Genomic DNA, 23,054 nt, shown 5'->3' with positions numbered 1-23,054 from the left:
GGAGGACACACAGTGCCACGCAGAATCTAACATCGGCAACGCTTTCTGTCTCTAGGCGTGGCGGCCGCTCGCGGCGAGGCGGGTCCCTAGCCAGTCGGCCCCTAGCTAGGCGCCGGGGTGCTCGACGCCGGGCAGAGTCCAGATCGCGCACGTGTGGGCGGCCGTCGAGAGCGTGTGCCCGGCGGCAGCGGATGCCAGAGTCGCGTCACCAGTGAGGAAGGTGGGTGCTGCAGCATCCGCCGCCGAAACTGTCGCCGCGATTGCCCCCGGCCGGAGCGTGATCGTCAGCGGCGAGCGCGCGACAACCACGAGAACAGTGGCGGAGGCGTCTTCGCGCACAAACACTAGGGCGTCGCCGGCGACATGTAGCCAGCGCAGGCCGCCGCGCGAGAGCGTCGGCAACTCGCGCCGCAGCGCGATCAGCTGGCGATAAACGTCGAGCGTCGGCGCAACGGCGGGGTCACTTTCGGTTCCCCACGGGATGGGCGTGCGCGACATTTCGCCATCGTCGCCGCTGAGGCCGAATTCATCACCCGCAAACACAACGGGCACTCCCGGCAGCGTCACCGACAGCGCGAGAGCGAGCGGCACATTCTCGGCGGGCGCGTGCGTGCGGAACCGCGCGGTGTCGTGAGTGTCGAGCGCGTTCATATTGCCGAGCCGGATGCGCCACGGAATGCTCGCCGTGAACCGCACCGTCATTTCCGCAAAGTCGCGAGCGCTGTAGTTCGGAATGCCACCAATGGGCTGCCCGAAGAACCACGCCTCGGGGTCGATCGACCCATCCGCGGTCACGTGGGAGGTGTCGCCGGGTTCGGTGAGCCATCCCCAGACCGGTCGCGTGAACGAGGGATACGTCATCGCGCCATGCCAGGCATCACCCTGCAGATCACTCGCGGCATCGTTCGTCGATTCCGCCAACAGCACCGTGTCAGGGTTCACGTCCTCCATGGTGCGACGGATGATCTGCCGCACCTCCTCGTTGAGATCCTCCGCGCCCATCCGCCCCGTCATGTTCGCGACATCCACGCGCCAACCGTCGAAGTTGTAGGGCTCCTTCAACCAGTGCGCGACCACCGAATCGTCGCCCTCGATGAAGCGACGACGCAGCTCGGTCGAGTTCCAGTTGAACTTGGGCAGGCTAGGCGTGCCCAGCCAACCCACGTATTCGGTGTGTTCTTCATTCGTGAAGTAGTAGAAATCACCCTCAGGCGCCTCCGGCTTGCCGAACGCCGCCTGGAACCACTCGTGCGCATCGCCCGAGTGATTCGTTGTCAGGTCGCCAATGACTTTGAGCCCGCGAGCGTGGGCCTTGTCCACCAGACGGATCAGCGCTTCGCGCCCACCCAACAGGTCATCGACATCCACGAAACTCGACGCGTCATAGCGATGGTTCGAGCGCGCCGGAAAGATCGGCGTGAGGTACAGCATCGTCACGCCGAGCGAGGTCAAGTGATCGAGGTGCTCGGTGATGCCGTCGAGGTCTCCCCCATAGAACTGCTTAGAACGACCCGGCAGTACGGGGTCGACCGGTTCGTACCAGCGCGCGGCAATCGCCCACTCGGGTGTCTCGTGAGCTTCGGCGGCGGATGATCGGGCGAAGCGATCGGGGAAGACCTGGTACATCACCGTCTCCGCCAACCACTCTGGGGCAGCCGGAGTGGCAAGCAGGGCAAAGTCTTCGGAGTCGAGCGTCTCGATCGAGTGCAGCCCCCTCTGGTTGAGCCACTCGACGCGGCCGGCATTGCCCTGAACAGCGTTGTCATGCACGAGCAACCAGCGATACCCGTGCCGCACATTCTCGACGACAATGTCGGCCTGCCACCAATCCCAGCCGGCGGCGGTGCCGATGAGGCGAGCATCCGTCCAGCGCGGTTCGTGGTCGGGATTCTCGCGCACCCGCACAGCCTTCAGCGGGCCATAACCGACCGGCACGCGAAGGCGCAGAGTGACGGTGTCGCCGAGCGCGGGCGTCTGGATAGAGACGTGCAGCGCCGAGCCATCGTGGTGCGGGAGTAGGGCATCCATTACTTCACGCTTCCCGCGGTGAGACCACCGACGATGTATTTCTGCAGGAACAAGAACAGGGTCATCACGGGGATGGCCGCGAGCACGGCACCGGCAGCGAAGATGCTCCAGTTGCGCGAGAACTCTTGAGAGACGAACTGGTAGAGGCCCACCGCGAGGGTCTGCTTATCGGGGTCGATCAGCACGATGCTGGCGATCACGAACTCGCTCGTCGTTCCCACAAACGAGAGCAGACCGACGACAGCCAGAATCGGGGCGACGAGACGCAGGATGATCGTGAAGAAGATGCGCGCGTGACCTGCGCCATCGATCTTCGCCGCTTCATCAATGGAGGACGGAACCGTGTTGAAGAACCCGTACATCAGGTAGGTGTTCACTCCGAGTGCGCCACCGAGGTAGACCATGATGAGCCCGATCTGGCTGTTGAGGCCAATCGCGGGGAATATCTCGGAGATGCCGGAGAGCAGCAAGAAGATCGCGACGACCGCGAGAAGCTGCGGAAACATCTGCACGAGCAGCAACGTGAGTAGCCCAACTCGACGACCGATGAACCGCATGCGCGAAAAGGCATATGCCGCGAGGGCGCCGAGAAAAACGGTGCCGAGCGACGAGATGCCGCCGATCAGCAGGGTGTTGCCGAACCATGCGGCATACGGTTGCTGAGGCCGATTGAAGAGGTCGACGTAGCTGCCGAAGTTGAAGCTCGAGAATAGCGAGTTGGCCGTGACGAGAGTGCCGCCCGGGTTCAGCGACGCACTAAACACGTAGAGCAGTGGGAACGCGGCGAAGATCGACATGATGACGCCAATGATGTGACGCCAGCCGGTTTCGCGGGCCCAGCGCTTGAACGAGCGTCGCGGATGCCCGACGACGGCATTCGGACTGACAGCGACATCCGCATTGTTCTTCTGAGTTGTTGCAGTCATCTCAGTTCAACTCCTCAAGCGACTTCGTGCGACGGAAACTGATGATCGCGATGCCCGCGACCAGAATGAAAATGATGATCGCGAAGGCACTCGCGAGCCCGTAGTCGCGGTTGGCTCCCACGAAGGCAACCTTGTAGACCATCGAAATCAGGATGTCCGTCGCGCCGACATTCACCCCTGCGGAGACGTCGCGCGGCCCACCGTTGGTGAGCATGTAGATGAGGTTGAAGTTGTTGAAGTTGAACGCAAACGACGAGATCAACAGCGGAGCTACCGAGACCAACAGCAGGGGCAGTTTCACGAATCTGAAGATGGCCCACGGTTTCGCGCCATCCACTGTCGCAGCTTCGGTGAGCTCTTCAGGGATGGCCTGCAGTGCACCGGTGGTCACCAGGAACATGTACGGGAATCCCAGCCACAGATTCACAAACAGCACCGATCCCTTGGCCAGCCACTCGTTCGTGAGCCAGGGAACTTCGGCCCCACCCAGCAACACGGTGTTGATGAATCCGAACTCTTGGTTCATCATTCCGGCCCACACGAGCGCCGACAAGAAGCCGGGGAAGGCATAGGGCAAGATCATGATGATCCGGTAATACTTGCGGCTCTTCATCCGTTTGTCGTTGAAGACGATCGCCAAGAACAAGCCGAGCGCGAAGGTCGTGAACACCGAAAGGAACGCGAATGCGAAGGTCCAGACGGTCACGCTAATAAGCGGACCACGGATGGATTCCTCGGTAAACGCGCGAACGAAGTTGTCGAGTCCGACCTCAATTTTCCATCCCGGCAGCAGCTCTTGGCCGTTGTCGGCGGTGAAGGCGCCGGTGCCGATATCGGAGTAGGTGATGCCGGAGTTCTTGTCCCGCATCGTGCCGGCGGCTTCGTCGTAGTCGAGCGACGAGGTGTAGAGGAAGGCGCTCGACCCATCTGGGGTGCGCAACATTCCGTCGTTGGGATCATCGGTGAGTGGAACGCTGATTCCGGCGATCGCACTTTGGCGGCCGAGGATGTCTTGAAAGCCGAGGGTCGTGTAGCCGTCGAGGCCGACAGCAACGCCGCCCTCCAGCTGCGCGTTGTTTACGTCCTTGAGCGGACGCTCTTCGCCACCAATGCTCACGCTGCCGTCGGGTTCGGTAACGAGGAAGGAAAGTTCGCCGAGCTGTTCGAGCACGGTGAGGCGGTAATTCGGTGAATCCGCGACCCGGTTTTGCGACGAGAGCAGCAACGAGTTGACGGCATCCGCTTTGGTCGAGTTGTGACCGGTGCCGTAGTTGGTGAAGGCGATATACCCCGAGTAGAGCAACACAAAGATTTGGAAGATCGCGAGAAAAATCAGGCCGGGCGTCAAGTACTTTGCCGGCAGTTTTCCGCGGGAGAAGTAAATCCAGTTGACGAGCAGCGTGACGGCAACGACGAGTCCAGCCACCAGCCACGATTCGCTGCGCACCAGCACAAACAGTGCATAGATCGCGATGGCGTCGACGACGCCGAGGCCAAGGATCTTTACGGCGACAATTTTCCAGCCACCGGCTGCGGCATCCGCAATCCTGGTCGCACGTTTCGCGCGGGCCGACTGCCGGATGGGGCCGGGATCAGTCTCGGGGGTTGTCGTCACGGGGATTCTCCATTGAAGGCGGGCGAGTCAGTTGAGCAGTGCGAACCGGGGCTGCGTTGCGAAAAAACAGCGCCCGGTCCGATGGTGGGGCGAGGAAGTGGCCGCCCGTTTGCAGACGGACGGCCACCGTGAGCTATCCGGCGATAGCGGTTTCGATGTCGCCTGACATCTTCTGCCAGAGCGACGCGGGGTCGCCACCGTTGATGATGGCGGCTTCCGTTACGCCCCAGAACTCCCACACGGCTCCCATCGCGGGAATCGACGGCATGGGCACCGCGTTTTCACCGACGGCACCGAATCCGGCAACGATCGGGTCTTCGCTTGCTGCTTCGAAGGATGCCGTGAGCGCTGGTGCGCGTCCGCCAACTTCGAACAGTGCGGTCTGCACGTCTTCGCTGCCCATGTAGTTCACAATGAACTCGTTGGCGGCAAGCGCGTTCTCACTCTTGGAGCTGACGAAGAAGCCCTGCACGCCCACGAATGGCTGCGCTGCTTCTCCACCGGCGGAGGGGATCGATTCGATCGCAACGTCGATGCCTGCTTCGACTGCTGCGGGTACGTTCCACGGCCCGGTCAGGTAGAAGGGTGCTGCACCGGCGATGAACTTCTCCTTGGCAAGGTCGCCAGTGATGTTGGTGTTCAGCACACCAGCTGCACCTTGAGCTGCGAGCCAGGCAGCGAAGGCGTCGCCGCCGGCGTTGCCGATTTCGAGGGCGTCGGCGTCGTAGCTTCCGTCAGCGGCGGTGCCGAATACTGGCGCACCGAACGAGGTCTGGAAGGGGTACAGGTGGTAGGGGTCGGCCGCTTCTGGGTCGAGTCCTACGAGGAACGGGTATTCGGTCCCTGCTGCTTGGCCCATGGTGACCATCTCGTCGAAGGTTGCCGGTGTGCTGGGCGCGAGGGCCGTGTTGCGCACGAGGGCGATGTTCTCGATCGAGTACGGAACGCCGTAAACCTGGCCTTCGTAGCTCATGGCGGTGATGGCGACGTCTTGGAAAGCATCCGCCTTGTCTCCGAGTTCGACGGGAGCAACGACACCGTTGGTCACGAAGGTTCCGAGCCAGTCATGGGCACCGATCACAATGTCGGGGCCTTTTCCGGTGGGGGCTTGGGCGATGAACTGGTCGCGGATGTCACCGAATTCTTTTTGCACAAGCTTGACCTCGACGCCGGTCTCGGCGGTGAAGTCTGCTGCGGCGTCTTTGAGAACGGCTGCACGGTCGGCGTCGACCCACACGGTGAGTGATTCGCCGGTGCCGGATCCGTTATCTGCTGAATCGGATGCTGCTGTGCATCCGGTTAGAACTAGCGATGCAGTAACTGTGAGTGCGCCTACGGCCCACAGTCCTTTGTTGTTCACCCTCATTGGTGCTGCCTTTCGTCAGTGAAAGCATTGCAAACTGCAAGCGCTTCCATGTATACCTCTTATAGACACTTTTCAGCAAGCACCTCTGGGGAAAATTTCAGGTTTTTCTTGAGGAGATAAGGACACGATGATGTGGAAGCGCTTAGATTTGGCCGAGGAAAGCGATAGTGTGACGGCTATGACTTCCGTTCTTCCCGGCACCGAGTGGTGGCGTTCTGCTGTGATTTACCAGATCTATCCGCGGTCATTCGCTGACTCCAACGGTGACGGAATGGGTGATTTGCTGGGTATTCGCGACCGCCTTCCCGCCCTCACCGAGCTCGGCGTCGATGCCATCTGGCTCTCGCCGTTCTACACCTCGCCTCAGCGAGATGCCGGCTACGACGTCGCCGACTATTGTGACGTTGACCCGCTCTTTGGCACCCTTGACGACTTTGACTCGATGACGGAGCGAGCTCACGAGCTTGGCCTGCGCGTGATCGTCGACCTCGTGCCCAATCATTCCTCGAGCGATCACCGCTGGTTCCAAGACGCACTCGCCGCCGCGCCAGGGAGCGACGAGCGTGCTCGCTACATGTTCCGCGACGGTCGGGGCGAGAATGGCGAACTCCCGCCAAACAACTGGGAGTCAGTCTTTGGCGGGCGTGCCTGGACCCGCGTCACCGAAACCGACGGAACCCCTGGCCAGTGGTATCTGCACCTGTTCGACACCACCCAGCCCGACTTCGACTGGAACAACCCGTGGGTTCGCCGCCAGTTCGAAGACGTACTCCGCTTCTGGCTCGATCGTGGCGTTGACGGATTCCGGGTGGATGTCGCCCACGGCATGATCAAAGCCGACGGCCTTCCCGACTGGACTCCCCCGCTCGCGGGCGGCAGCATGGGCGGTGCGGCCGCCGAGCTCGCCGCATCCCGCGCACCGTTCTGGGCTCAGGATGGCGTGCACGAGATTTACCGCGAGTGGCGCACCATTCTGAACAGCTACGAGGGTGAACGCATTCTCGCCGCCGAGGCCTGGGTTGATCCGCTGACTGACATGGCCAAGTGGGTGCGTCCCGACGAAATGCACCAGGCCTTCAACTTTCCCTATCTCGAAACGCCTTGGGCTGCAGAGCCTTTGCGTGCGGTTATCGACGCTTCGATCAGCGCCTTCAGCGAGGTCAAGGCGCCAAGCACGTGGGTGCTCTCTAACCACGACGTCGTGCGTCACGCTTCTCGCCTCGCTTTGACGGCCGAGAATCCGCAGGGTCACGGCATCGGGCCCAAGTCGGCGGGTCTCCCCATCCCCGAGCTTGGCCTTCGTCGCGCTCGCGCCGCCACCGCGCTCATGCTTTCCCTCCCCGGCAGTGCCTACATTTATCAGGGCGAAGAGCTCGGTCTGCCCGAGGTAATCGACCTACCCGATGAGGCCCGCGAAGACCCCACCTGGTTCCGCACTGGCGGCGAACGCTACGGCCGCGACGGATGCCGGGTGCCGATCCCTTGGGAGGCCAACTCCCCCGCCTTCGGCTTCGGCCCGTCGGATGCCGCGTGGTTGCCGCAACCCGCCGACTGGGCATCCCTCGCCCGCGATACCCAGCTCAACGACAGCACCTCGACGCTCTCGTTGTACCGCCACGCCCTCGCCCTCCGCCGCGCCCACGAACTGGGAACCGGCGACCTTGAGTGGCTCGAAACCGGCGCCGAATCTGTGCTCGGCCTCCGCAACGGCGACGTGCTGGTGTACGCCAACACCGGCGACACCGCCGTGGCTCTCCCCGCCGGCGAAGTACTGCTCTCGAGCGGCCCTCTCGGCGACGATCAGCTTCCCGCCGACACCACAGTGTGGCTGCGCTGCTAGCCCACCGGCCTACCGAATAGCAGCGAGCGGATGCCGGTCGCTAGAATCGGCAGCAGTGTGCCGACTGTTGGTCGGCATCCATTCGCCCCAGTGGCGCACAACGACAAGCATCCGACGAGGGGTTACCGATGGCGAGCATCGAAGATGTTGCCCGCCGCGCTGGCGTCTCGACCGCCACGGTCTCGCGGGCACTCAGCGGCAATGGCCCCGTTTCGGCGGCCTCGCGCGAGAAAGTGGCGGATGCCGCTGCCGCGCTTGACTACGTTGTGTCATCAAGCGCATCGAGCCTCGCCTCAGGGCGCACCAAAAACGTGGGGCTCATGGTGCCGTATTTGGCGCGCTGGTTCTTTACGTCTGTGGTCGAGGGTGCCCAGCAGTCTTTGATGCGCCACGGCTACGACGTGACGCTGTACAACCTGTCGGGCAGCGTGGAAGAACGTGAGGCAGTCTTCGACGTCTTCCTTCAGCGAAAGCGGATTGATGGGATCGTCACGGTCTCGCTGAAGCTTTCCCCCGCTGAGGTCGATCGACTGCAAGCGTTGGATAAGCCTGTGGTGGGAGTGGGTGGCCCCATTGACGGCGTGCGCACGCTCACCCTCGACGACGATGCCGTGTCGAATCTGGCAACGAGTCACCTGTTGTCGTTGGGGCACACTCGGATTGCGCATATCGGTGGCTCTGAGGACTACGATCTTGAGTTCCACATTCCGACAAATCGCCGCCGCGGCTACGAGGCTGCTCTGCGCTCCGCGGGCATCGAACCACAATCACACTTCTTCGCGACCGCGGACTTCACCATTCAGGGTGGCTACCACGCTGCTAAGCAACTGCTGGGCAATCCTCTACAGCGGCCGACGGCAATCTTTGCGTCGTCCGATGAGATGGCGATCGGCTGCATTTTGGCCGCGCGCGATCTCGGTCTTGTCGTTCCGCGCGACATTTCCATCATCGGGATCGACGGCCACGAGCTCTCCGAATTTTTCGGACTCACGACTGTCGCCCAGTATCCTCAAGCTCAGGGCGAGCATGCGGTAGAGATTCTGATGAATTTGTTGGTGCCGGGAAAGCATCCCGAAATACCCGAAAACACTCCGATTGGCTACGACTTGGTCGTGCGGTCGAGCACGAGCCGTCCACCCGAGTAGCCCCACCCAGTTCGGGTTACCTCGGACTGTTCTCTAGTTTCGCTGTGGCACAATCAGAGTCGAATGGGCCTCTTGCAGGCGTCGAGAGTCTGGGGGCAGACGTGAGCACGGAGAATGATCACTCGTCTTTTCCTGCCGACTCTCTCGATCAGATAGCGGATGATCTGCAACGACTGCGGGTCGCCGCCGGAGAAGTGTCGTACTCCGAGCTTGCCGCGCGCATCGCTCATCGCCGTGAGGAAAACGGCGTTAGTCCTGCCGCTGCGCGCGTTGCCCGTTCGACGGTCTTCGACATCTTCCGCACCGGACGAAGCCGCATCAATGCCGAGCTTGTGGCCGAAATTGTTGTCGCTCTGGGCCGCGACGACATCGAGGCCGAAGCCTGGAGAACTCGCTGTCTCGCCGCCCGCACGACGATGAAAGCGCAGATCCCGCCCACCCCGCACGCCCCGCTGAACCCGACCCCGAACTCCGATTCACGGCTCGCTTTTGTCGTCGTTTTGATGGTCGCGGCTGTCGGCCTCAACCTTTTCGGCGGCAGCGTTGTCTCAAAGTTTGAGTTGCCGATTTTTCTCGACATGATCGGAACCGCAGTCGTCGCGATCGTGCTCGGGCCGTGGCAGGGAGCCCTCGTCGGGCTCTCGACCAACGTCGTCGGGGTTTTCTCTACGGTGCCCGCAACCCTCGCCTACGCGATCGTCAATGTCGTGGGGGCGCTCGTCTGGGGTTACGGGGTGCGACTCTGGCACCTCGATAGGACCCGGCTACGTTTTTTGCTGCTCAACGTCTTAGTGGCGCTTGCCTGCACGATCACCGCTGTCCCGATCACCGTGCTGGTATTTGGAGGCGTTGCCGGTCACGCCGGTGACGACTTTATTGCGACACTGCGGGCAATTGGCGACGGTCTGTGGGCCAGCGTTTTTACCGTCAACATCTCGATCTCACTCGCCGACAAGCTCATCACCGGTTACACCGCTCTCGCCATCATTCATCTGCTCGGCAGGCTTGGCCTGTCCGAAATCAGCCGACGCAACGGCCCATCGCTCAACACGCGACGGTGAGCCCCACAGAGGTCGCCGACCGTTCTTCGTACGGTTGCTCACTCCCGAACTGCCGCGCGAACCGACGATCGGCCCAGTGCTGCGCGTCCTTCTGGCGCGTCGTAAGTTCTGACGCTCGCTGCGCTGGTTCGAGCGACTCAAGATAGAGCGCGTCGGAACGCGCGCAGAGGCCTGTCGCGCTCGACCACATCGTCTGTCGCGCCTGCGCGGGGGTCGTGCCTAGCTTTTCCCGCAGCTCTGCCGCGGGACCTTCGAAGGCGCGGGATAGCGTTTCGGCGCGTTCCCCGAGGCGAGCGATCCACACCGATCGCATGACGAACGTTCCAACAAGAATGACGAGCGAGAAGACAATAGCGAACGTAACGACGAAGAGTCCGCCCACCGCAAGAGCCACAAGGAGGCCCTGGGCGAGCATCCGTCACGATCGTGGTTCTTCAGGTGTCGTGCTTTCTCAGCCACTTCGAGCGCGATTGTATGGTGGTCCGCGTTATAGGCGGTGAGCGCTCGGCGCAGCTCAGAGGTGACGGCAGCGAACTCCAGTTTGCTGATCCCCTTGAGGCGAGTGACATCGGTGCGTTCGATGACAGCGACCAGATCGGGCGCAACGCATGATGCGGTAACGAGCTGGCTATCTGCCTGCATCATCGCCTCGCTGAGGATGGCGGAAATAGCTCGTTTATCGTCGTTGGTGTGTAGTGTCATGCCGCCCCTGTCTGTACTCACGGGTCTAGTCGTCAGCGTCCAGTACACTCCCTGCGAGCACTGCGCCCGTGCGATTTCGACGATCCCGAACGAACCCGGACACGTCACGGATGTCGTCGCCGGGCTTCTAAGAGCTGGGCTCGACGAGCCGGCGGGCGGCTTCGCGCACGGAGTCGCAGCGGGCTTTCTCGCTGTCGGCAAACTCTGCACATCCGATGGATCGCAGTTCTGCTGGTGCGCGTTCCCAGTTGCTGGCAACGGCAAGCAACAGTGCGAGTAATTCTTCTGGCTGCCACGATGAGTCCACGATCCCTCGCCCCTGCGCATCGGCGATCACCTGAAGCTTGTGCCGGTATCCCTCGACGCGCCCTTCGGAGAATGAGCCGAGCGTCTCAGCGTCGTGGAGCCACGCCCACATTGTGACGCGCTGTGCACTCTTGTCGTTGACGAAGTAGTTGTGCAGCCGCACGGTGTACTCGACAAGGTCGGCGTCGATGGGTACGGCATGGGCGAGCTGGTCGAGGCCGGTCTGCATGACGTGATCGAAGAGCGCATCTTTGTCGCCGAACCAGGCGTAGATGCGTTCTTTGCTTGCTTTTGCTGTCTCTGCGATGCGATTGATTCGCGCCCCAGCAACGCCAAATTCAGCAAACTCGGCAGCAGCTGCCTCTAGTACGCGCTGTTTTGTTTCGCGGCCACGGAGTTGATCACGCGGCATTTCTGTCGAAACCACCAAACACCTCCAAATCGAACCGGTTGGTTTGACTTAGCTTACACGCGGACGTACTGTCGAACCAATTGGTTTGGTAAACGATCAATCGGCCCGGCAACGAGCCACCCGGTTTTGTAAGGAGTTCACATGACAAACGTACTAATGGTCCTCTCGGCAGCGTCTTACCTGACGCTCGCTGACGAGACACAACACCCCACCGGTGTCTGGGCAGAAGAGCTCCTCGAGCCGTACCGCATCTTCACCGAGGCCGGCTGGAAAGTTCAGCTCGCCAGCCCCGCCGGCATCGCCCCCACTTTTGACGCTTCCAGCCTCAGCGAAGGTGGTGTCGGTTCAGCCGAGCGTCTCGCTGACTTCGAAGCCCGCATCGCGGAACTCCAGCCGGTGCTGCAGCATCCACTCCGCTTGGATGCCATCAACGCCAGCGACTACGACGTCATCTTCTACCCCGGAGGCCACGGCCCCATGGAAGACCTCGCCACCGACGACGACTCCGGTCAACTCATCGTTGAAGCCGTGAAGTCGAACACCACGCTCGGGGTGCTCTGCCACGCGCCCGCCGCATTACTCGCCGCGACCGACAAGGCCACCGGCGAATGGGCCCTCAAGGGCCGCAAGATGACGGGCTTCGCGAACAGCGAAGAAGAAATTGCCGGCCTCGCCGACAAGGTCAAGTGGCTCGTCGAGACCCGGCTCGTCGAATTGGGTGCTGACTACTCCAAGGCTCCCGAACCCTTCGCGCCCTACGTAGTCGTTGATGGCCAGCTCTACACCGGCCAGAACCCCGCGTCATCCGTCGCCGTCGCCGAGCGCATCGTCGCCGACAAGTCCTAACGACCGCCCACTTCTCACTTTTCGCACGTTAACAACTTCAAGGAGATTTTCATGACAACTGTTACAAGCACCCAATGGCAGCTCGCCTCACGCCCCACCGGCGTTCCGACCACCGACAACGTGGTGAAGGTTCAGATCGAACTCCCCGAGCTCGCTGACGGCGATGTTCGCGTACGCAACACCTTCCTCTCGGTCGACCCCTACATGCGTGGTCGCATGAACGAGGGCCGCTCGTACGTAGCTCCCTTCAACCTCGGCGAGACCATGGGCGGCGGCGCCGTTGGTGAAGTCCTCGAGTCGAACGACGCATCACTTCCTGTCGGCACGCTGGTTCAGCACCAGCTCGGATGGCGCGACATCGCGCAGGCTCCTGCTGGCCAGTTCACGGCTCTCCCCGATGTTCCCGGCATCTCGCCTTCGCTGTTCCTCAGCGTTCTCGGTATCACCGGAATCACCGCCTGGACCGGCCTCACTCAGATCGCGCACATCAAGGAAGGCGACACCGTCTTCGTTTCTGGCGCAGCAGGTGGAGTTGGCACAATGGTCGGCCAGATTGCCCGTCTCCTCGGCGCAGCACGCGTCGTCGGTTCCGCTGGCACCGACGAGAAGGTTGCACTCCTCACGAGCAAGTACGGCTACGACGCCGCCTTCAACTACAAGAATGGCGACGTTGCCGGTCAGCTGGATGCCGCAGCACCCGACGGCATCGATGTCTACTTCGACAACGTGGGTGGCGAGCACCTCTCGGCAGCACTCGGCGCGTTCAAGGACGGCGGCCGCGTGGCAGTCTGCGGCGTCATGTCATTGATCAACGGCAAGGATGAGGGCATCAAGAACAGTGCCAACATCGTGACCCGTGGCTTGACCATCAAGGGCTTCACCATGGGAAGCTACTTCCACCTCGCCCCCGAGTTCGGTGCGGCAATGCAGGGATGGCTCGGCGAAGGCAAGATCGTCTTCGACGAAACCATCACCGACGGCATCGATAACGCTCTTGATGCTTTCAACGGCATGATGAACGGCGCAAACATCGGCAAGGCAATCGTTCGCCTGTAACCCTTCCGCAACTGCCGACCCGAACGGCCCACAACACACACCTCGTGTGAAATAGAAATGCCCCGCAGCTGACGCTGCGGGGCATTTCTTAACTAACGCGCAAGTCAGGCCATCCGTCGGCGCAACACGATTCCAGCGGCGAGAAGCAACGCTGCCAGTACACCGATCGGCAGAAGCGGAACTGAGCTGCCCGTTGCAGCGAGCATCGGTTCGGGTCACACACTGGTGTTCGTAACATCCGGCGCAGAGCGTGAGTAGAACCGACCCGGCTAACCCTAGGGGTGCCGCAGGATCGACGTCGGCTTGCAGACAAGTGGTCCAACTAACCGGGAAGTCGTCGCTCGCTAACTCGTCAGCGCCGGGATGATCGCCCCCGAGAACACTTGCCACGCGAGCGCAGTCTTCGCGACCAGGCTGAGCGTGATGTAGGTGCGCTCCCCCTGAAGGTAGCTTCTCCATTTGCCGATTTGTTTGTACTGCAGCCACTGGTTGATGGCGAACGTGTTGAAGAACACAAATAGCGAGATGACAATGCCGACAACAAAGCTGGGGGCCGCAACTTCGTTGGCACTGCCGGGGCGCAAGAAGTAGATCAGGACGATGATCCACGGTACGACTCCCACCATTGATCCGAAGATGAACGGCAGCATTCCACCAGAGCCGGGCTGTTCGTACTTCTCCTGAAGCGCCCCGAAGAGAATCATCGCGGCGTTCACGGCGAAGACGGAGAACAGCGCGGCAATGTCGGTTACGCCGTTGATTGCCAAGATCAGCCAGATCATGATGGATGAGCTGAGGGAGTATTCCGTCCAACGGAAGTAGTTGCGGCTCTCCAGCAGGCCCGTCTTATACCGTCCGAAGAACCAAGGGCTCGAGATGAGGAAGTGGAAGAAGGCGCTCAGCGCAAGGAACGCGACGACCCCGATCCCGATATTGATCTCGAACACGGTGACGCGCTCGGGAGCAATGGGCGCACCGGGAGGCCCCGCAAGGTAGTCCGCCGTGACAGCAAACAGTACTTGGGTGTTGAGCATCGTGAGCACGATCGCAAAGCCGATGGCCTGCAGAAGATGCAGACTGCCCGCGACCATGTTGTAGATGCGCAGCCGATCAACTTGCTGCTCTGGAGAATAGGTCTTCTTTGACATCGTTATTCCCTTCGACGGTGGCTGTCACGCTAGCAGTGCTTCAGGCCACGGGCACCGATGTGGGCTCGTTCTGTTGCTGAAAGTGGCGTGCTACTGGGGCAACGTCCCGTTCGTGCCCACGAAAATGGTGCGGTCGGCAGCGCCGGGCAGGGGCTGCAGCCCCAGCTTTCGGGCCAGTGCAACAGAAGCAGCATTTGAGGGGTGCACCACCGCAACGAGCAACAACGCCTCAATATTGGCACTCACAAAGTCGAGCACTGCGCACAGGGCTTCGTACGCAAGCCCTTGGCCTTGATGTTCAGGATGAATGATCCAACTGATTTCGAGACACCGAGCGGTTGCTGACACTGACCGTAAATGCAATCCGACATCGCCCACAAGTTCGCCCTCATGCTCTATGGCGAGGGAAAGATAATCATCGCTGTGACGCAATCGTGTTTGCCGGGTTCGACGCTTCAGGTCGCGCAACGATGAGCGACGATTGCGTTGAGGCCAGGTCGTGTATTCCCGCACTCCGGGGATCGACTGAATTTCATACCAGCGGTCGGCATCCGTCAGCCGGTGGGGGCGCAGCAGCAGCCGTGCGGTGCGCATGACCGGGGCATCGATGGCAACGCCAATGGAAGGGTTTCGCAGGCTTCGCATTGATCGTCTAACTACCGGGATTGACGTCTCTTGCCGGGCTTCGACTGACCCTTTACTGCTGGTGCACGTCCTTTGCCCTTGGATGCTTTCGCTTTGCCACCGGGTTTTGCTACCGAGGCTGCAGCAGACTTTGCAGACTTGTCGAGCTGTCGTTCTGCATCCACCAGAAAAATTTCGCCTTCAGGAGTGAGCTGCGTCGACGAAGCGGAAGTGTCGAACAGCGGATAACCCAGCTGCGCTTCTAACGATCGGATGGCGGCGATGAGGCTCGAGCGGGGAACGCCAAGCGAGCGTGCCGCGTGCGCAAAGTGAAGTTCGCGCCCGGCGGCGACGAACTGTTTGAGCAGAGTGTGATCCATTACCTTCAGAGTAGGCGATCAGGCGGGTTGCTTTGTCCTCCGCCGGCGGCGCTACTTTCGGGGCAGGCCGGTGGAGACGAAAATTATCTCGCCGTCGCGACCGTCGAAGGGAGTGAATCCGAGCTTCTGTGCCAAGGCTATCGACGCCGTGTTGGTGGGGTGCACGAGCGCGTAAATCACGCGTGCCTCAAGGGTGGTGAATGCCAGTTCAAGCATGGCCTGTGCCGCTTCTAACGCGAAGCCGTGACCCTGCGAGTCTGGGTGCAGAATCCAGCTAATCTCGGCGGAACGAGTGACCGTTTCGACAGACCGCAAGTGAAGAGAAACATCACCGATCAGGACGCCATCATGTTCGACTGCGAGGGCCAAAAAGTCGTCAGCTTGCTTCAACAACACGTGGTGGGTGCGGTTCTTGAGGTGGCGGCGAGACTCGTCACGATTCCGTTCAGGCCACGAGGTGAATGCCCGAACTTGAGGGTCAGACTGGATCTCGAACCACCGGTCGCTGTCGGCCATCGAGAAAGGGCGCAGCGTGAGACGTTCGGTGTGGATGATCGGAGCTTCCACGGGGGCAGGAAGTGAAGCTCCCCGCATCAGTCGCGGGCGGGTGATGCCGAACATGGTTATCGACCTCGGTTGACGTTTCGCGGTCGCGAGACCACGCGTCCGAATGAATTTCGCATTGACGTTTAACCTAACAGCACTGCTCTCGATGACATCCTGTAAAACGCCGCCTCTCGATCCTGAAAGTGCGCCCTGTGGCGTCTACTCCTTCTTTCGGTACTCCCGCACTACATGATTAGCTGGGGCGATGACAAACATGAAGAAGACTAAACATTTGGTTGTCGTGTTTAGCGTGGCAGCACTTTTGTTGTCGACCGCGGGTTGCTCCTCCGGAGATGTTTCAGGCCCAGCCTCGTCTTCTCCGGCAGCGACTTCATCATCCACACCGCAGGCAATGTCTGCGATGGAGCCCGGGCAGCCCCATGACCCGGTCGATATGGACAACTGGGTGGCGAGTGTCACCGCAAACCTGGGTCCCCAGTCCGCCCTCGCGGGAATAGCCGCTCATGTGGGCCCTGACTCAAGCAGCAGTCTCACGACTTCTGATTCCGTGCTGGAGCCTGGATCATATTCGTTCTTCTTCGCCTGCCGCGGTGATGGTGATGTGACGTTCAGCGTTGAGAACGCGGGCGTCGAACAGGTCACGCTTGAGGGATCCTGCGCCGGCAAACTACAGGGCGGAGATTTCTCCACTACAGAAGTAGGTACAGACTTCGTCATCACTGCGCTAAGAGCCCCGGCCGATGTTGTTCTGCGCATTACGGACCAACTTCCGCAATCGACACCCGAATAGCACCACCGCTTCGACCCATGCGCAGCGGGATGCGAGGTTTACGGCTTAACTAAGAAGCCCCCGGAATCCCGGGGGCTTCGGCGTGCGATTGATACCGCGCTAGCGCACGGCGTTAGGTGAAGAGGCTCACACCACCCGGACCGACCAGCAGTCCCACGACGATGAGCACAATGCCCCAAATTAGCTGGCGGCGAACGAGCGCGACAATGCCAGCAATAACGAGAACTGCGGCGATGATCCAGAGAAGTGTTGCCATGGTGTTGCTCCATTTCGTTAAGATCCGACGACCTTACGCCTATAGCCAGGTCGGGTTTGGTGATGAAACTGTACCCCCCATTCGGGCTCTGACCAACGTATTCCATCAAAATTCTCGCGGTGATGATCACGAGGGCAAGAGCATCATCATGATTCCGGAGACAGTCGACAAGTCCGAGTGACTCGGACAGGGTCAGCGACCTAAAGTGCCGTCAGGCTCGCCTGCGAACGGATAGATCTGACCAAGATCTCCGCGCTCAACCAATTAAATGACGATGGCGGTTTCAATAAATGAAACCGCCGTTTGTAGCTGAGGCGGGATTCGAACCCGCGACCTCACGATTATGAGACGTGTATCCGTTGTAGCCGCTCGCCATGCGAGCTAACACTTCCACCGCCGAAACCGGCGCAGCTGAGGTGATCGCGCGCGGCTGTGTGTGCGGCAGGCTCACTCCGACAGCATGCGCACGACCAGCGCGACCATGAGCTCTTTCTCTTTCGGGTCGCTCATGGCAACCAGAAGAGTGATCGCGGCTAAGGCGTTATTCGAAATTCGGGGCACGCCGTCAGAATCCAACAGAATTCTGTTGCGGCTGAGGAACGTGACGAAGAGGGCCGCCGCGCTGCGCTTATTGCCGTCAGACAGCGGGTGGTCCTTGATCACTAGGTACAACAAGTTTGCGGCTTTCAACTCCACCGTCGGGTAAAGCTTCTGACCGGCAAACCCTTGGTAGATCGACTCGATCACACCCTCGAGCGCTTCGCCGCGCTCGTAGCCGAACAGGTTGTCTTCAGTGAACCCTGCGCGAACCTCGGCGATCACCGATCGCGCTTCGTCAATAGTGAGTGTCCAGCCGGGCTTGGAGCCGGGCCCAGCATCGAGCTGTCCCGCGTCATAGTCACGGAGAAGTTGAAAGCTCGGAAGATAACCGGCCAGCACATCCGCGACCCCGGCAATAAGCTCGTCAGACGACCGCGCCAGAATACGCACGATCGACCCGACCTGCTCGAGACGCTGCTGGTTAAGCGCTACGCCATCAACTACGTATCGAGTGAGTACATCACTTGCCCACCGGCGAAAGTGGATGCCCTCAGCCGACTTGACTCGATACCCCACAGACAGCACCATATCGAGATTGAAATGCTCGACTTTTCGTTCAACAACCCGGTCACCTTCGTGTTGAACTGTCGCAAATTTTGCGACAGTTGAAATATCAGCAAGCTCCTCATTGCGGGCGTTTCCAATGTGCTTGCCAATCGTCTTCACATCTCGCCCAAACAACTCAGCCATCTGTTGCCGCGTCATCCAGACGGTGTCACTGCCCGTTCGCACCTCCAAAGAAACGGAGCCATCCCGCGAACGATAGAGCTTAACTTGGCCAGCCGACTCGTCATTCATGACACAGTCCCTTCCAGATCGATCACGATCGCATCGATCGGCGCTCTCTCACAGGGTACCGGTGACCACCCGCATCAAGGCGAAGCCCTCCCCAGAGCAGAGGACTATCGAGTGCGTGACGGGGCACATCGTAAGCGTGCCGCAGGAGCGAGAATACGGCAAATCTGCGGATTCTCGGGCGTCTTTAGTTGTAGCTGAGGCGGGATTCGAACCCGCGACCTCACGATTATGAGTCGTGCGCTCTCACCAACTGAGCTACTCAGCCGCATCATCCAATTACTGGATAAGCGAGCCCCCTATGGGAATCGGACCCATTACCTCTTCCTTACCAAGGAAGTGCTCTACCAATGAGCTAAGGGGGCACACAAAAACGCATATCGCGCGATTGGCACCGTAAGAGACTAGCACCCGTTTCAGGGCTCAAAGTACGGTTTTGGCCGAAATTTGGCCCCTACGGAAGATTAGTTGACAGCATTCGCGCTCAACCACGCAAAGGGGTCAACCGGGACCTTGTCGAGATGGATTTCGAGGTGCAAGTGTGCGCCGTAGGATCGCCCGGTTTGACCGACAAGTCCGACGAAGTCGCCGACACGAATGGGATCGCCAACAACGAGTGGGCTCGACCCGGTGACCATGTGCGCATATTGGCTCTGAACCTGCTGGCCGTTGATCACGTGGCTGATTATCGCGTTATACCCATAACCCGTGTAGTCAGACTGGATATAGGAGACGACCCCATCTGCAATGGCGTAAATCGGGGTGCCCTGGGCTGCCGCAAAGTCGGTTCCCTTGTGGAACCCACCAATGCGGTTACCAAAACCGTCAGTGATCGGGATCTGGTTGGGAAACGGCCAACGCACCGCACCAGCAGTGGTGCGGTACTCATAACTGATGCCGGCGTACTTGAGGGCAAGGATTTCTGCGTAAGAAATGACCTCGAGGCTGTCGTGCTCCGCCACTTCAGCAACCACGGCATCCGAAACAGCGAGTGACTGTGTGGGGCGCGAGTCGGCGGCAAGATTTGGGGTCTCCGGTTCTGGGGCAGCGATAGCCGCGACATCCTCTGACGAGAGAAAAACGTTCGAGGGCACCGAAACGCCCACAAGCAGGGCGCCCGCGAAGATCATTGCGGCAAGCGACAAGGATTTGGATGCGAAACTCTTGCCGGGCCGCCGGGAAGCGCTTTGTGCGGTGAAAGTTGCCGACGATACCCGAATTCGCTTCGACCTTACGGTCGTGGGTTCTGCCTTGCGCGACCGTGGAGCTGACGCAACCTTTGACGACTTCGACGCCCTAGGAACTTTCGGCGACTTCGTGGACTTCGATGCTTTGGTGGGCGTCGCGACTTGTGCGCGCTGTGATCGCCGACTCGGCAAAACGGCTTCAATGTCGACGCGTACTGGGGAGTCGATCGCCGGCTCGACAATCACTGCTTCAACAATCGGCGATTCGATAATCGCTGCTTCAACAACCACTGCTTCGACAACCACAGGCGCCGCGACTGTGCTGGGCGTGAAGAGATCTGCCAACACGGGAACAACCGGAGCCTCCACCGGTTGTTCGACATGCTGCGAACCGCGCTTGTTATTGCCGCGGTCGGCTGCTCGCTCGCGCTCACGCAATTGCTTACGCGTGAGGGGGATATGCTCCCCCGTTTCTGGGCGCTGTGGGAAAGCGGCGTCGAGGCTCACTAAATGAGCCCCGTTTCACGTGAGGAGAACGTCACTGAGGCACAGGTGCTCGTCAGTGACATTCTTCTCCTCCACGCGATTCACTGCTAGGTGTGAATGCATAATTCGGGTATTTGCCCACGTGCGTACGGGTTGCACGTGGGTAACAGATTCATAAAGGTTAGCGTGCAAGTGGTCTACTCGCTACCCCACTTTCAAGTGGTCTACTTAGACGTCAAGTCTGGCCAAAACGTCTTCCAAAAGCCGGGCAACGGTCGGCTCTGCTGCCAAGATAAAGTCTTCGCCAGCGGCGTTGTCTCCCCTGCCCTTTACGGTCGCTCCGGACTCCTGCGCGATGAGCGCTCCTGCCGCGTGATCCCACGGTTTCAGGCAACGCTCGAAGTACGCATTCACTCGACCGGATGCCACCATGCAGAGGTCTAGCGATGCGGTGCCCATGCGTCGAATGTCCCGCACTTGTGAAATCAGTTCAGCAATAACGCGGCCCTGCTCGACGCGCACATCTTGGATATAAGAGAACCCCGTGGCCACGAGTGCCTGAGAGAGGTCTACTGCCTCGGCAACCTGCAAACGTTCTCCATTGAGAAACGCTCCCCCGCCAGCACTGGCCGTGTAGGTTTCCTGCGCCCCCAAGTTCACGACTGCTCCGGCGAGCGCACGCCACGTCGCAGGGTCAGGGTCACCCTCAACAACAGCAATGCTCACGGCATAGTGCGGGATGCCATAGAGATAGTTCACGGTGCCATCGATGGGGTCGACTACCCAAGTCAGCCCACTTGAGCCCGAAGTGGGCGTGCTCTCTTCACCGAAGAATCCATCGTCGGGGCGGGCTTCGGCCAACAGCGTGCGGATGAGTTGCTCGGTCTCGCGGTCTGCGTGAGTGACAACATCCACTGACGAGGATTTTCGATCCGCAACGGCCACCCCTTCATACGCCGGCGGGCAGCAAGTTCTGCAGCCTGGGTCGCAATGCTGGCAGCAAGGTCAAGGAGTTCGGCGTGAGGCATTTCTTAAGCCTAGGCCTCAGCAGCGTTAGTCATCACCGCTGATCGCCCGAGTAGATTCGGATGCGGATGCGGTGCCACACGCAGCCGCTGCCGTTGAGGACGGCGGGGCGCGGCAGGGCAATCTCGAAGCGATCAGCAGGATATTGGGCATCGACGTCGCGTAGAATCCCCGAAGTCAACTCACGCAGCTTTGCCTCGCGAGGTCCGTGCAGTGCAAGCAATAGCGGCGAATTTCCTCGCGATCCTGAACACGTCAAGTCCAAGAACGAACGTATTACCCGAGGCATTGTCATGAGGCGGTAGGGTTGCGAATCATGACTTGGCCCACTCTCCGAATGCTCAATGGCTTGAATTCCGGCTGGATAGACACCGCGCAGCGTCAGCTTCTTGTCGAAAAACGGTTCAAAGAACTCCCGTTACTTAGCGAGCTCGCTCATCCCGCTGTACAGATTTGCCAAGCCTTCGATCCAGCAGTGAAACACTCGCGCTTTTCGCTCCATCGCGAGTCAACTAAGTGTGCAGGATTCGCTGTCATCGAGGGTCGCGATAAGTCAGTCGGCGCCGGTTGGCGCTCAGCAATCGTGAGTCATCAAAACTCCCACTGGATCGCCTTCGCCGACACTCACGACGCGTTCCACAAGTCCTCGCCTGCACAGTTCAAGCGGCACGGCAAAGCAATGTTGCCCACGTCTGACGACGACGCCGTGAAGGCACTGCAACTGAGCCGCGACCAGGTTGAGCGAATGACCGTTGAATGGCGTTCTTCGCTGGTCCGAACCGTCATAACGGTCTTCGCGGAAGCTTGGAAAAATGGGACGGGACATGCTGGCGCAGATCTCCCCGAGCCTCCCCCTTCATTTTTGCCGCTCGACGTTAGCGCCATCCGTGCACACATCAAATTCGAATTGCTTCGCGATGAGGCAGTACCCACAGACACGAAAGAGGCGTTGAGCGAGGAGGCTTTAGTTCAGGTAATTCTGACGCTATCGCCGAGCGTTCACGTGAGCCAGCCCATCGGGGACACGCTTGTGAATACGATCATGCCAACACTTGAGACTGACGAAGTTGTTTGGGGGCGAAATGTCAGCTATACAAACGATGGGGACCTGCTTTGCATCGTAGAACTTTCTCCCTCAAGAGTAGAACAATTGCTTTACGCCTCAGAGGTAGAAGGCGATTTCGAACTGCCAATTGCTGAGACGGAACCGACAACTGTCGCGCATTACGTCCATCAGCGTGCGATTGTCGATTCGATCGTTCTAAAAGTTCCTATGCGTTCAGCCTGTGGCGCTTGGTTCGTTTCCAGCCAGAACCCCGCAAGCATGGACGTCTGCGATCGGTGCGTCGACGAGCTACCCAACATGTCCGCAGTAAAAGAACTGCTCCTTCGACGAATCGCGGAGAATCGCGTCTCTTAGAAACCAAACTCCGCTGCGCGCTCAGCGTCGACACCAGCAACTCGAAGAATGGCATCGTCATGAGCCGACGCTCCGCGAGCGAAGGACGCAGCTAGATCCTTAGAAGCTGCATCTCGTCTCGCGACGAAACTCTGAATTTCAGCGAACGGGATTCGATTGTCACGTTCGCCGACGCGCAGTGCTGTCAGCTCTCCACGTCGAATGAGGGACATTACTACAGGGCGACTGATCTGGAGAAATTTTGCCGCCTCATTCGGAGTTAAAGGCTTATCGCCTGTTACATATTTGACAGGGCCTTCGCGTAGTTGACGCACAAGAGCTTGAAGCTGAGCGGCTAAAGGCGAATCCTGGAGAGCAGCCAATGTCTCTTCAACTACTTCTGAGTCAGCGGTATTTGTTGATTCGATAGTTTGCATTTTATTCCTTCGCGGACACACATCCGTGTATATGCAGCAACTGTACTATCTGCAAT

At 60.0% G+C, this 23,054-nt stretch carries 25 protein-coding genes and 2 tRNA genes; 8 read left to right on the top strand and 19 right to left on the bottom strand.

Features of this window, described 5'->3' with window-relative positions; translation table 11 throughout:
- Nucleotides 1–105: 105 nt before the first annotated feature.
- From ON14_RS12110 to ON14_RS12095, 4 genes are all read right to left on the bottom strand, one after another.
- On the bottom strand, nt 106–2,028 hold the full coding sequence (locus tag ON14_RS12110; RefSeq protein ID WP_010205479.1) for a glycoside hydrolase family 13 protein: 1,923 nt from the start codon (nt 2,026–2,028) through the stop codon (nt 106–108).
- Nucleotides 2,028–2,954, bottom strand: coding sequence for a sugar ABC transporter permease (locus ON14_RS12105; RefSeq protein ID WP_010205473.1), 927 nt, complete (start codon nt 2,952–2,954; stop codon nt 2,028–2,030). The genes ON14_RS12110 and ON14_RS12105 overlap by 1 nt, the downstream gene beginning before the upstream one ends.
- A gap of 1 nt (nt 2,955) precedes the next feature.
- Entirely contained in the window at nt 2,956–4,569 is a 1,614-nt protein-coding gene (locus ON14_RS12100) for an ABC transporter permease subunit (protein WP_010205462.1), read from the bottom strand.
- A gap of 133 nt (nt 4,570–4,702) precedes the next feature.
- Nucleotides 4,703–5,935: a sugar ABC transporter substrate-binding protein gene (locus ON14_RS12095; RefSeq protein ID WP_026037715.1), complete on the bottom strand. Its 1,233-nt coding sequence runs from the start codon at nt 5,933–5,935 to the stop codon at nt 4,703–4,705.
- Nucleotides 5,936–6,113: 178 nt separating this feature from the next.
- Here ON14_RS12095 and ON14_RS12090 point away from each other — a divergent pair, with 178 nt between their 5' ends.
- From ON14_RS12090 to ON14_RS12080, 3 genes are all read left to right on the top strand, one after another.
- Nucleotides 6,114–7,775 (top strand): glycoside hydrolase family 13 protein, encoded by a 1,662-nt coding sequence (locus ON14_RS12090; RefSeq protein WP_141630052.1) that lies wholly within the window; start codon nt 6,114–6,116, stop codon nt 7,773–7,775.
- A 128-nt stretch (nt 7,776–7,903) separates the two neighbouring features.
- Nucleotides 7,904–8,920, top strand: a complete 1,017-nt coding sequence (locus ON14_RS12085) for a LacI family DNA-binding transcriptional regulator (protein WP_010205459.1) — start codon at nt 7,904–7,906, stop codon at nt 8,918–8,920.
- Between the two features lie 101 nt (nt 8,921–9,021).
- Nucleotides 9,022–9,981, top strand: a complete 960-nt coding sequence (locus ON14_RS12080) for a helix-turn-helix domain-containing protein (protein ID WP_026037713.1) — start codon at nt 9,022–9,024, stop codon at nt 9,979–9,981.
- Here the strand turns inward: ON14_RS12080 and ON14_RS12075 are convergent.
- Nucleotides 9,965–10,396 (bottom strand): hypothetical protein, encoded by a 432-nt coding sequence (locus ON14_RS12075; protein ID WP_010205448.1) that lies wholly within the window; start codon nt 10,394–10,396, stop codon nt 9,965–9,967. The genes ON14_RS12080 and ON14_RS12075 overlap by 17 nt on opposite strands.
- A gap of 59 nt (nt 10,397–10,455) precedes the next feature.
- Here ON14_RS12075 and ON14_RS15880 point away from each other — a divergent pair, with 59 nt between their 5' ends.
- Nucleotides 10,456–10,593: a hypothetical protein gene (locus ON14_RS15880; protein WP_158000093.1), complete on the top strand. Its 138-nt coding sequence runs from the start codon at nt 10,456–10,458 to the stop codon at nt 10,591–10,593.
- Between the two features lie 217 nt (nt 10,594–10,810).
- Here ON14_RS15880 and ON14_RS12065 read toward each other — a convergent pair whose 3' ends face one another.
- Nucleotides 10,811–11,416: a TetR/AcrR family transcriptional regulator gene (locus tag ON14_RS12065; RefSeq protein ID WP_010205444.1), complete on the bottom strand. Its 606-nt coding sequence runs from the start codon at nt 11,414–11,416 to the stop codon at nt 10,811–10,813.
- Between the two features lie 126 nt (nt 11,417–11,542).
- On the opposite strand from ON14_RS12065, the gene ON14_RS12060 reads away from it, so the two are divergent.
- Nucleotides 11,543–12,247 (top strand): type 1 glutamine amidotransferase domain-containing protein, encoded by a 705-nt coding sequence (locus ON14_RS12060; protein WP_026037712.1) that lies wholly within the window; start codon nt 11,543–11,545, stop codon nt 12,245–12,247.
- Nucleotides 12,248–12,298: 51 nt separating this feature from the next.
- On the top strand, nt 12,299–13,303 hold the full coding sequence (locus ON14_RS12055; protein ID WP_010205442.1) for an NADP-dependent oxidoreductase: 1,005 nt from the start codon (nt 12,299–12,301) through the stop codon (nt 13,301–13,303).
- 104 nt (nt 13,304–13,407) lie between these two features.
- On the opposite strand, the gene ON14_RS16530 is transcribed toward ON14_RS12055, so the two are convergent.
- The 5 genes from ON14_RS16530 to ON14_RS12035 form a co-directional block, all read right to left on the bottom strand.
- Nucleotides 13,408–13,509 (bottom strand): LPXTG cell wall anchor domain-containing protein, encoded by a 102-nt coding sequence (locus tag ON14_RS16530; RefSeq protein ID WP_081503564.1) that lies wholly within the window; start codon nt 13,507–13,509, stop codon nt 13,408–13,410.
- Between the two features lie 138 nt (nt 13,510–13,647).
- Nucleotides 13,648–14,451: a heliorhodopsin HeR gene (heR, locus tag ON14_RS12050; protein WP_010205440.1), complete on the bottom strand. Its 804-nt coding sequence runs from the start codon at nt 14,449–14,451 to the stop codon at nt 13,648–13,650.
- Nucleotides 14,452–14,541: 90 nt separating this feature from the next.
- A complete protein-coding gene (locus ON14_RS12045; RefSeq protein WP_010205439.1) occupies nt 14,542–15,096 on the bottom strand; it encodes a GNAT family N-acetyltransferase in 555 nt (184 codons plus the stop codon).
- An 11-nt stretch (nt 15,097–15,107) separates the two neighbouring features.
- Nucleotides 15,108–15,455 (bottom strand): LysR family transcriptional regulator, encoded by a 348-nt coding sequence (locus ON14_RS12040; RefSeq protein WP_010205437.1) that lies wholly within the window; start codon nt 15,453–15,455, stop codon nt 15,108–15,110.
- A 51-nt stretch (nt 15,456–15,506) separates the two neighbouring features.
- Nucleotides 15,507–16,076, bottom strand: coding sequence for a GNAT family N-acetyltransferase (locus ON14_RS12035; protein ID WP_010205435.1), 570 nt, complete (start codon nt 16,074–16,076; stop codon nt 15,507–15,509).
- A 199-nt stretch (nt 16,077–16,275) separates the two neighbouring features.
- Between ON14_RS12035 and ON14_RS12025 the strand changes: the two genes are divergently transcribed.
- Nucleotides 16,276–16,812, top strand: coding sequence for a hypothetical protein (locus tag ON14_RS12025; protein ID WP_141630051.1), 537 nt, complete (start codon nt 16,276–16,278; stop codon nt 16,810–16,812).
- A 112-nt stretch (nt 16,813–16,924) separates the two neighbouring features.
- On the opposite strand, the gene ON14_RS15940 is transcribed toward ON14_RS12025, so the two are convergent.
- The 7 genes from ON14_RS15940 to ON14_RS15875 form a co-directional block, all read right to left on the bottom strand.
- On the bottom strand, nt 16,925–17,068 hold the full coding sequence (locus ON14_RS15940) for a GPGG-motif small membrane protein (protein ID WP_010205431.1): 144 nt from the start codon (nt 17,066–17,068) through the stop codon (nt 16,925–16,927).
- A gap of 447 nt (nt 17,069–17,515) precedes the next feature.
- Nucleotides 17,516–18,466, bottom strand: a complete 951-nt coding sequence (gene rhuM, locus ON14_RS12015; protein ID WP_010205427.1) for a RhuM family protein — start codon at nt 18,464–18,466, stop codon at nt 17,516–17,518.
- 191 nt (nt 18,467–18,657) lie between these two features.
- Nucleotides 18,658–18,731: transfer RNA gene (locus ON14_RS12010), tRNA-Met, on the bottom strand.
- A 25-nt stretch (nt 18,732–18,756) separates the two neighbouring features.
- Nucleotides 18,757–18,828, bottom strand: a tRNA-Thr gene (locus tag ON14_RS12005).
- A gap of 99 nt (nt 18,829–18,927) precedes the next feature.
- Entirely contained in the window at nt 18,928–20,157 is a 1,230-nt protein-coding gene (locus tag ON14_RS12000; RefSeq protein ID WP_010205426.1) for a M23 family metallopeptidase, read from the bottom strand.
- A gap of 207 nt (nt 20,158–20,364) precedes the next feature.
- Nucleotides 20,365–21,051 carry an inositol monophosphatase family protein gene (locus ON14_RS11995; protein ID WP_237719734.1) on the bottom strand — a complete coding sequence of 229 codons (687 nt, stop codon included), beginning with the start codon at nt 21,049–21,051 and terminating at the stop codon, nt 20,365–20,367.
- Between the two features lie 145 nt (nt 21,052–21,196).
- Nucleotides 21,197–21,343, bottom strand: a complete 147-nt coding sequence (locus ON14_RS15875) for a hypothetical protein (protein ID WP_158000092.1) — start codon at nt 21,341–21,343, stop codon at nt 21,197–21,199.
- Between the two features lie 156 nt (nt 21,344–21,499).
- Here ON14_RS15875 and ON14_RS11985 point away from each other — a divergent pair, with 156 nt between their 5' ends.
- Nucleotides 21,500–22,582, top strand: a complete 1,083-nt coding sequence (locus ON14_RS11985; RefSeq protein WP_039742667.1) for a DUF3039 domain-containing protein — start codon at nt 21,500–21,502, stop codon at nt 22,580–22,582.
- Here ON14_RS11985 and ON14_RS11980 read toward each other — a convergent pair.
- Nucleotides 22,579–22,998, bottom strand: a complete 420-nt coding sequence (locus tag ON14_RS11980) for a helix-turn-helix domain-containing protein (RefSeq protein WP_010205422.1) — start codon at nt 22,996–22,998, stop codon at nt 22,579–22,581. The genes ON14_RS11985 and ON14_RS11980 overlap by 4 nt on opposite strands.
- Nucleotides 22,999–23,054 lie beyond the last annotated feature (56 nt).

It is taken from the genome of Salinibacterium sp. PAMC 21357 (assembly GCF_000247645.1).
Classification (GTDB): Bacteria; Actinomycetota; Actinomycetes; order Actinomycetales; family Microbacteriaceae; genus Rhodoglobus.
Note: the sequence above shows the minus strand (reverse complement) of the source record. Positions and strands in the feature narration are given on the sequence as shown.

Coding starts and splice junctions, on each gene's coding strand:
- ON14_RS12110 (WP_010205479.1), bottom strand. CDS start 2,028: ATGGATGCCCTACTCCCGCACCACGATGGCTCGGCGCTGCACGTCTCT.
- ON14_RS12105 (WP_010205473.1), bottom strand. CDS start 2,954: ATGACTGCAACAACTCAGAAGAACAATGCGGATGTCGCTGTCAGTCCG.
- ON14_RS12095 (WP_026037715.1), bottom strand. CDS start 5,935: ATGAGGGTGAACAACAAAGGACTGTGGGCCGTAGGCGCACTCACAGTT.
- ON14_RS12090 (WP_141630052.1), top strand. CDS start 6,114: ATGACTTCCGTTCTTCCCGGCACCGAGTGGTGGCGTTCTGCTGTGATT.
- ON14_RS12085 (WP_010205459.1), top strand. CDS start 7,904: ATGGCGAGCATCGAAGATGTTGCCCGCCGCGCTGGCGTCTCGACCGCC.
- ON14_RS12075 (WP_010205448.1), bottom strand. CDS start 10,396: ATGCTCGCCCAGGGCCTCCTTGTGGCTCTTGCGGTGGGCGGACTCTTC.
- ON14_RS15880 (WP_158000093.1), top strand. CDS start 10,456: ATGGTGGTCCGCGTTATAGGCGGTGAGCGCTCGGCGCAGCTCAGAGGT.
- ON14_RS12060 (WP_026037712.1), top strand. CDS start 11,543: ATGACAAACGTACTAATGGTCCTCTCGGCAGCGTCTTACCTGACGCTC.
- ON14_RS12055 (WP_010205442.1), top strand. CDS start 12,299: ATGACAACTGTTACAAGCACCCAATGGCAGCTCGCCTCACGCCCCACC.
- ON14_RS16530 (WP_081503564.1), bottom strand. CDS start 13,509: ATGCTCGCTGCAACGGGCAGCTCAGTTCCGCTTCTGCCGATCGGTGTA.
- heR (WP_010205440.1), bottom strand. CDS start 14,451: ATGTCAAAGAAGACCTATTCTCCAGAGCAGCAAGTTGATCGGCTGCGC.
- ON14_RS12045 (WP_010205439.1), bottom strand. CDS start 15,096: ATGCGAAGCCTGCGAAACCCTTCCATTGGCGTTGCCATCGATGCCCCG.
- ON14_RS12040 (WP_010205437.1), bottom strand. CDS start 15,455: ATGGATCACACTCTGCTCAAACAGTTCGTCGCCGCCGGGCGCGAACTT.
- ON14_RS12035 (WP_010205435.1), bottom strand. CDS start 16,076: ATGTTCGGCATCACCCGCCCGCGACTGATGCGGGGAGCTTCACTTCCT.
- ON14_RS12025 (WP_141630051.1), top strand. CDS start 16,276: ATGAAGAAGACTAAACATTTGGTTGTCGTGTTTAGCGTGGCAGCACTT.
- ON14_RS15940 (WP_010205431.1), bottom strand. CDS start 17,068: ATGGCAACACTTCTCTGGATCATCGCCGCAGTTCTCGTTATTGCTGGC.
- rhuM (WP_010205427.1), bottom strand. CDS start 18,466: ATGAATGACGAGTCGGCTGGCCAAGTTAAGCTCTATCGTTCGCGGGAT.
- ON14_RS11985 (WP_039742667.1), top strand. CDS start 21,500: ATGCTCAATGGCTTGAATTCCGGCTGGATAGACACCGCGCAGCGTCAG.
- ON14_RS11980 (WP_010205422.1), bottom strand. CDS start 22,998: ATGCAAACTATCGAATCAACAAATACCGCTGACTCAGAAGTAGTTGAA.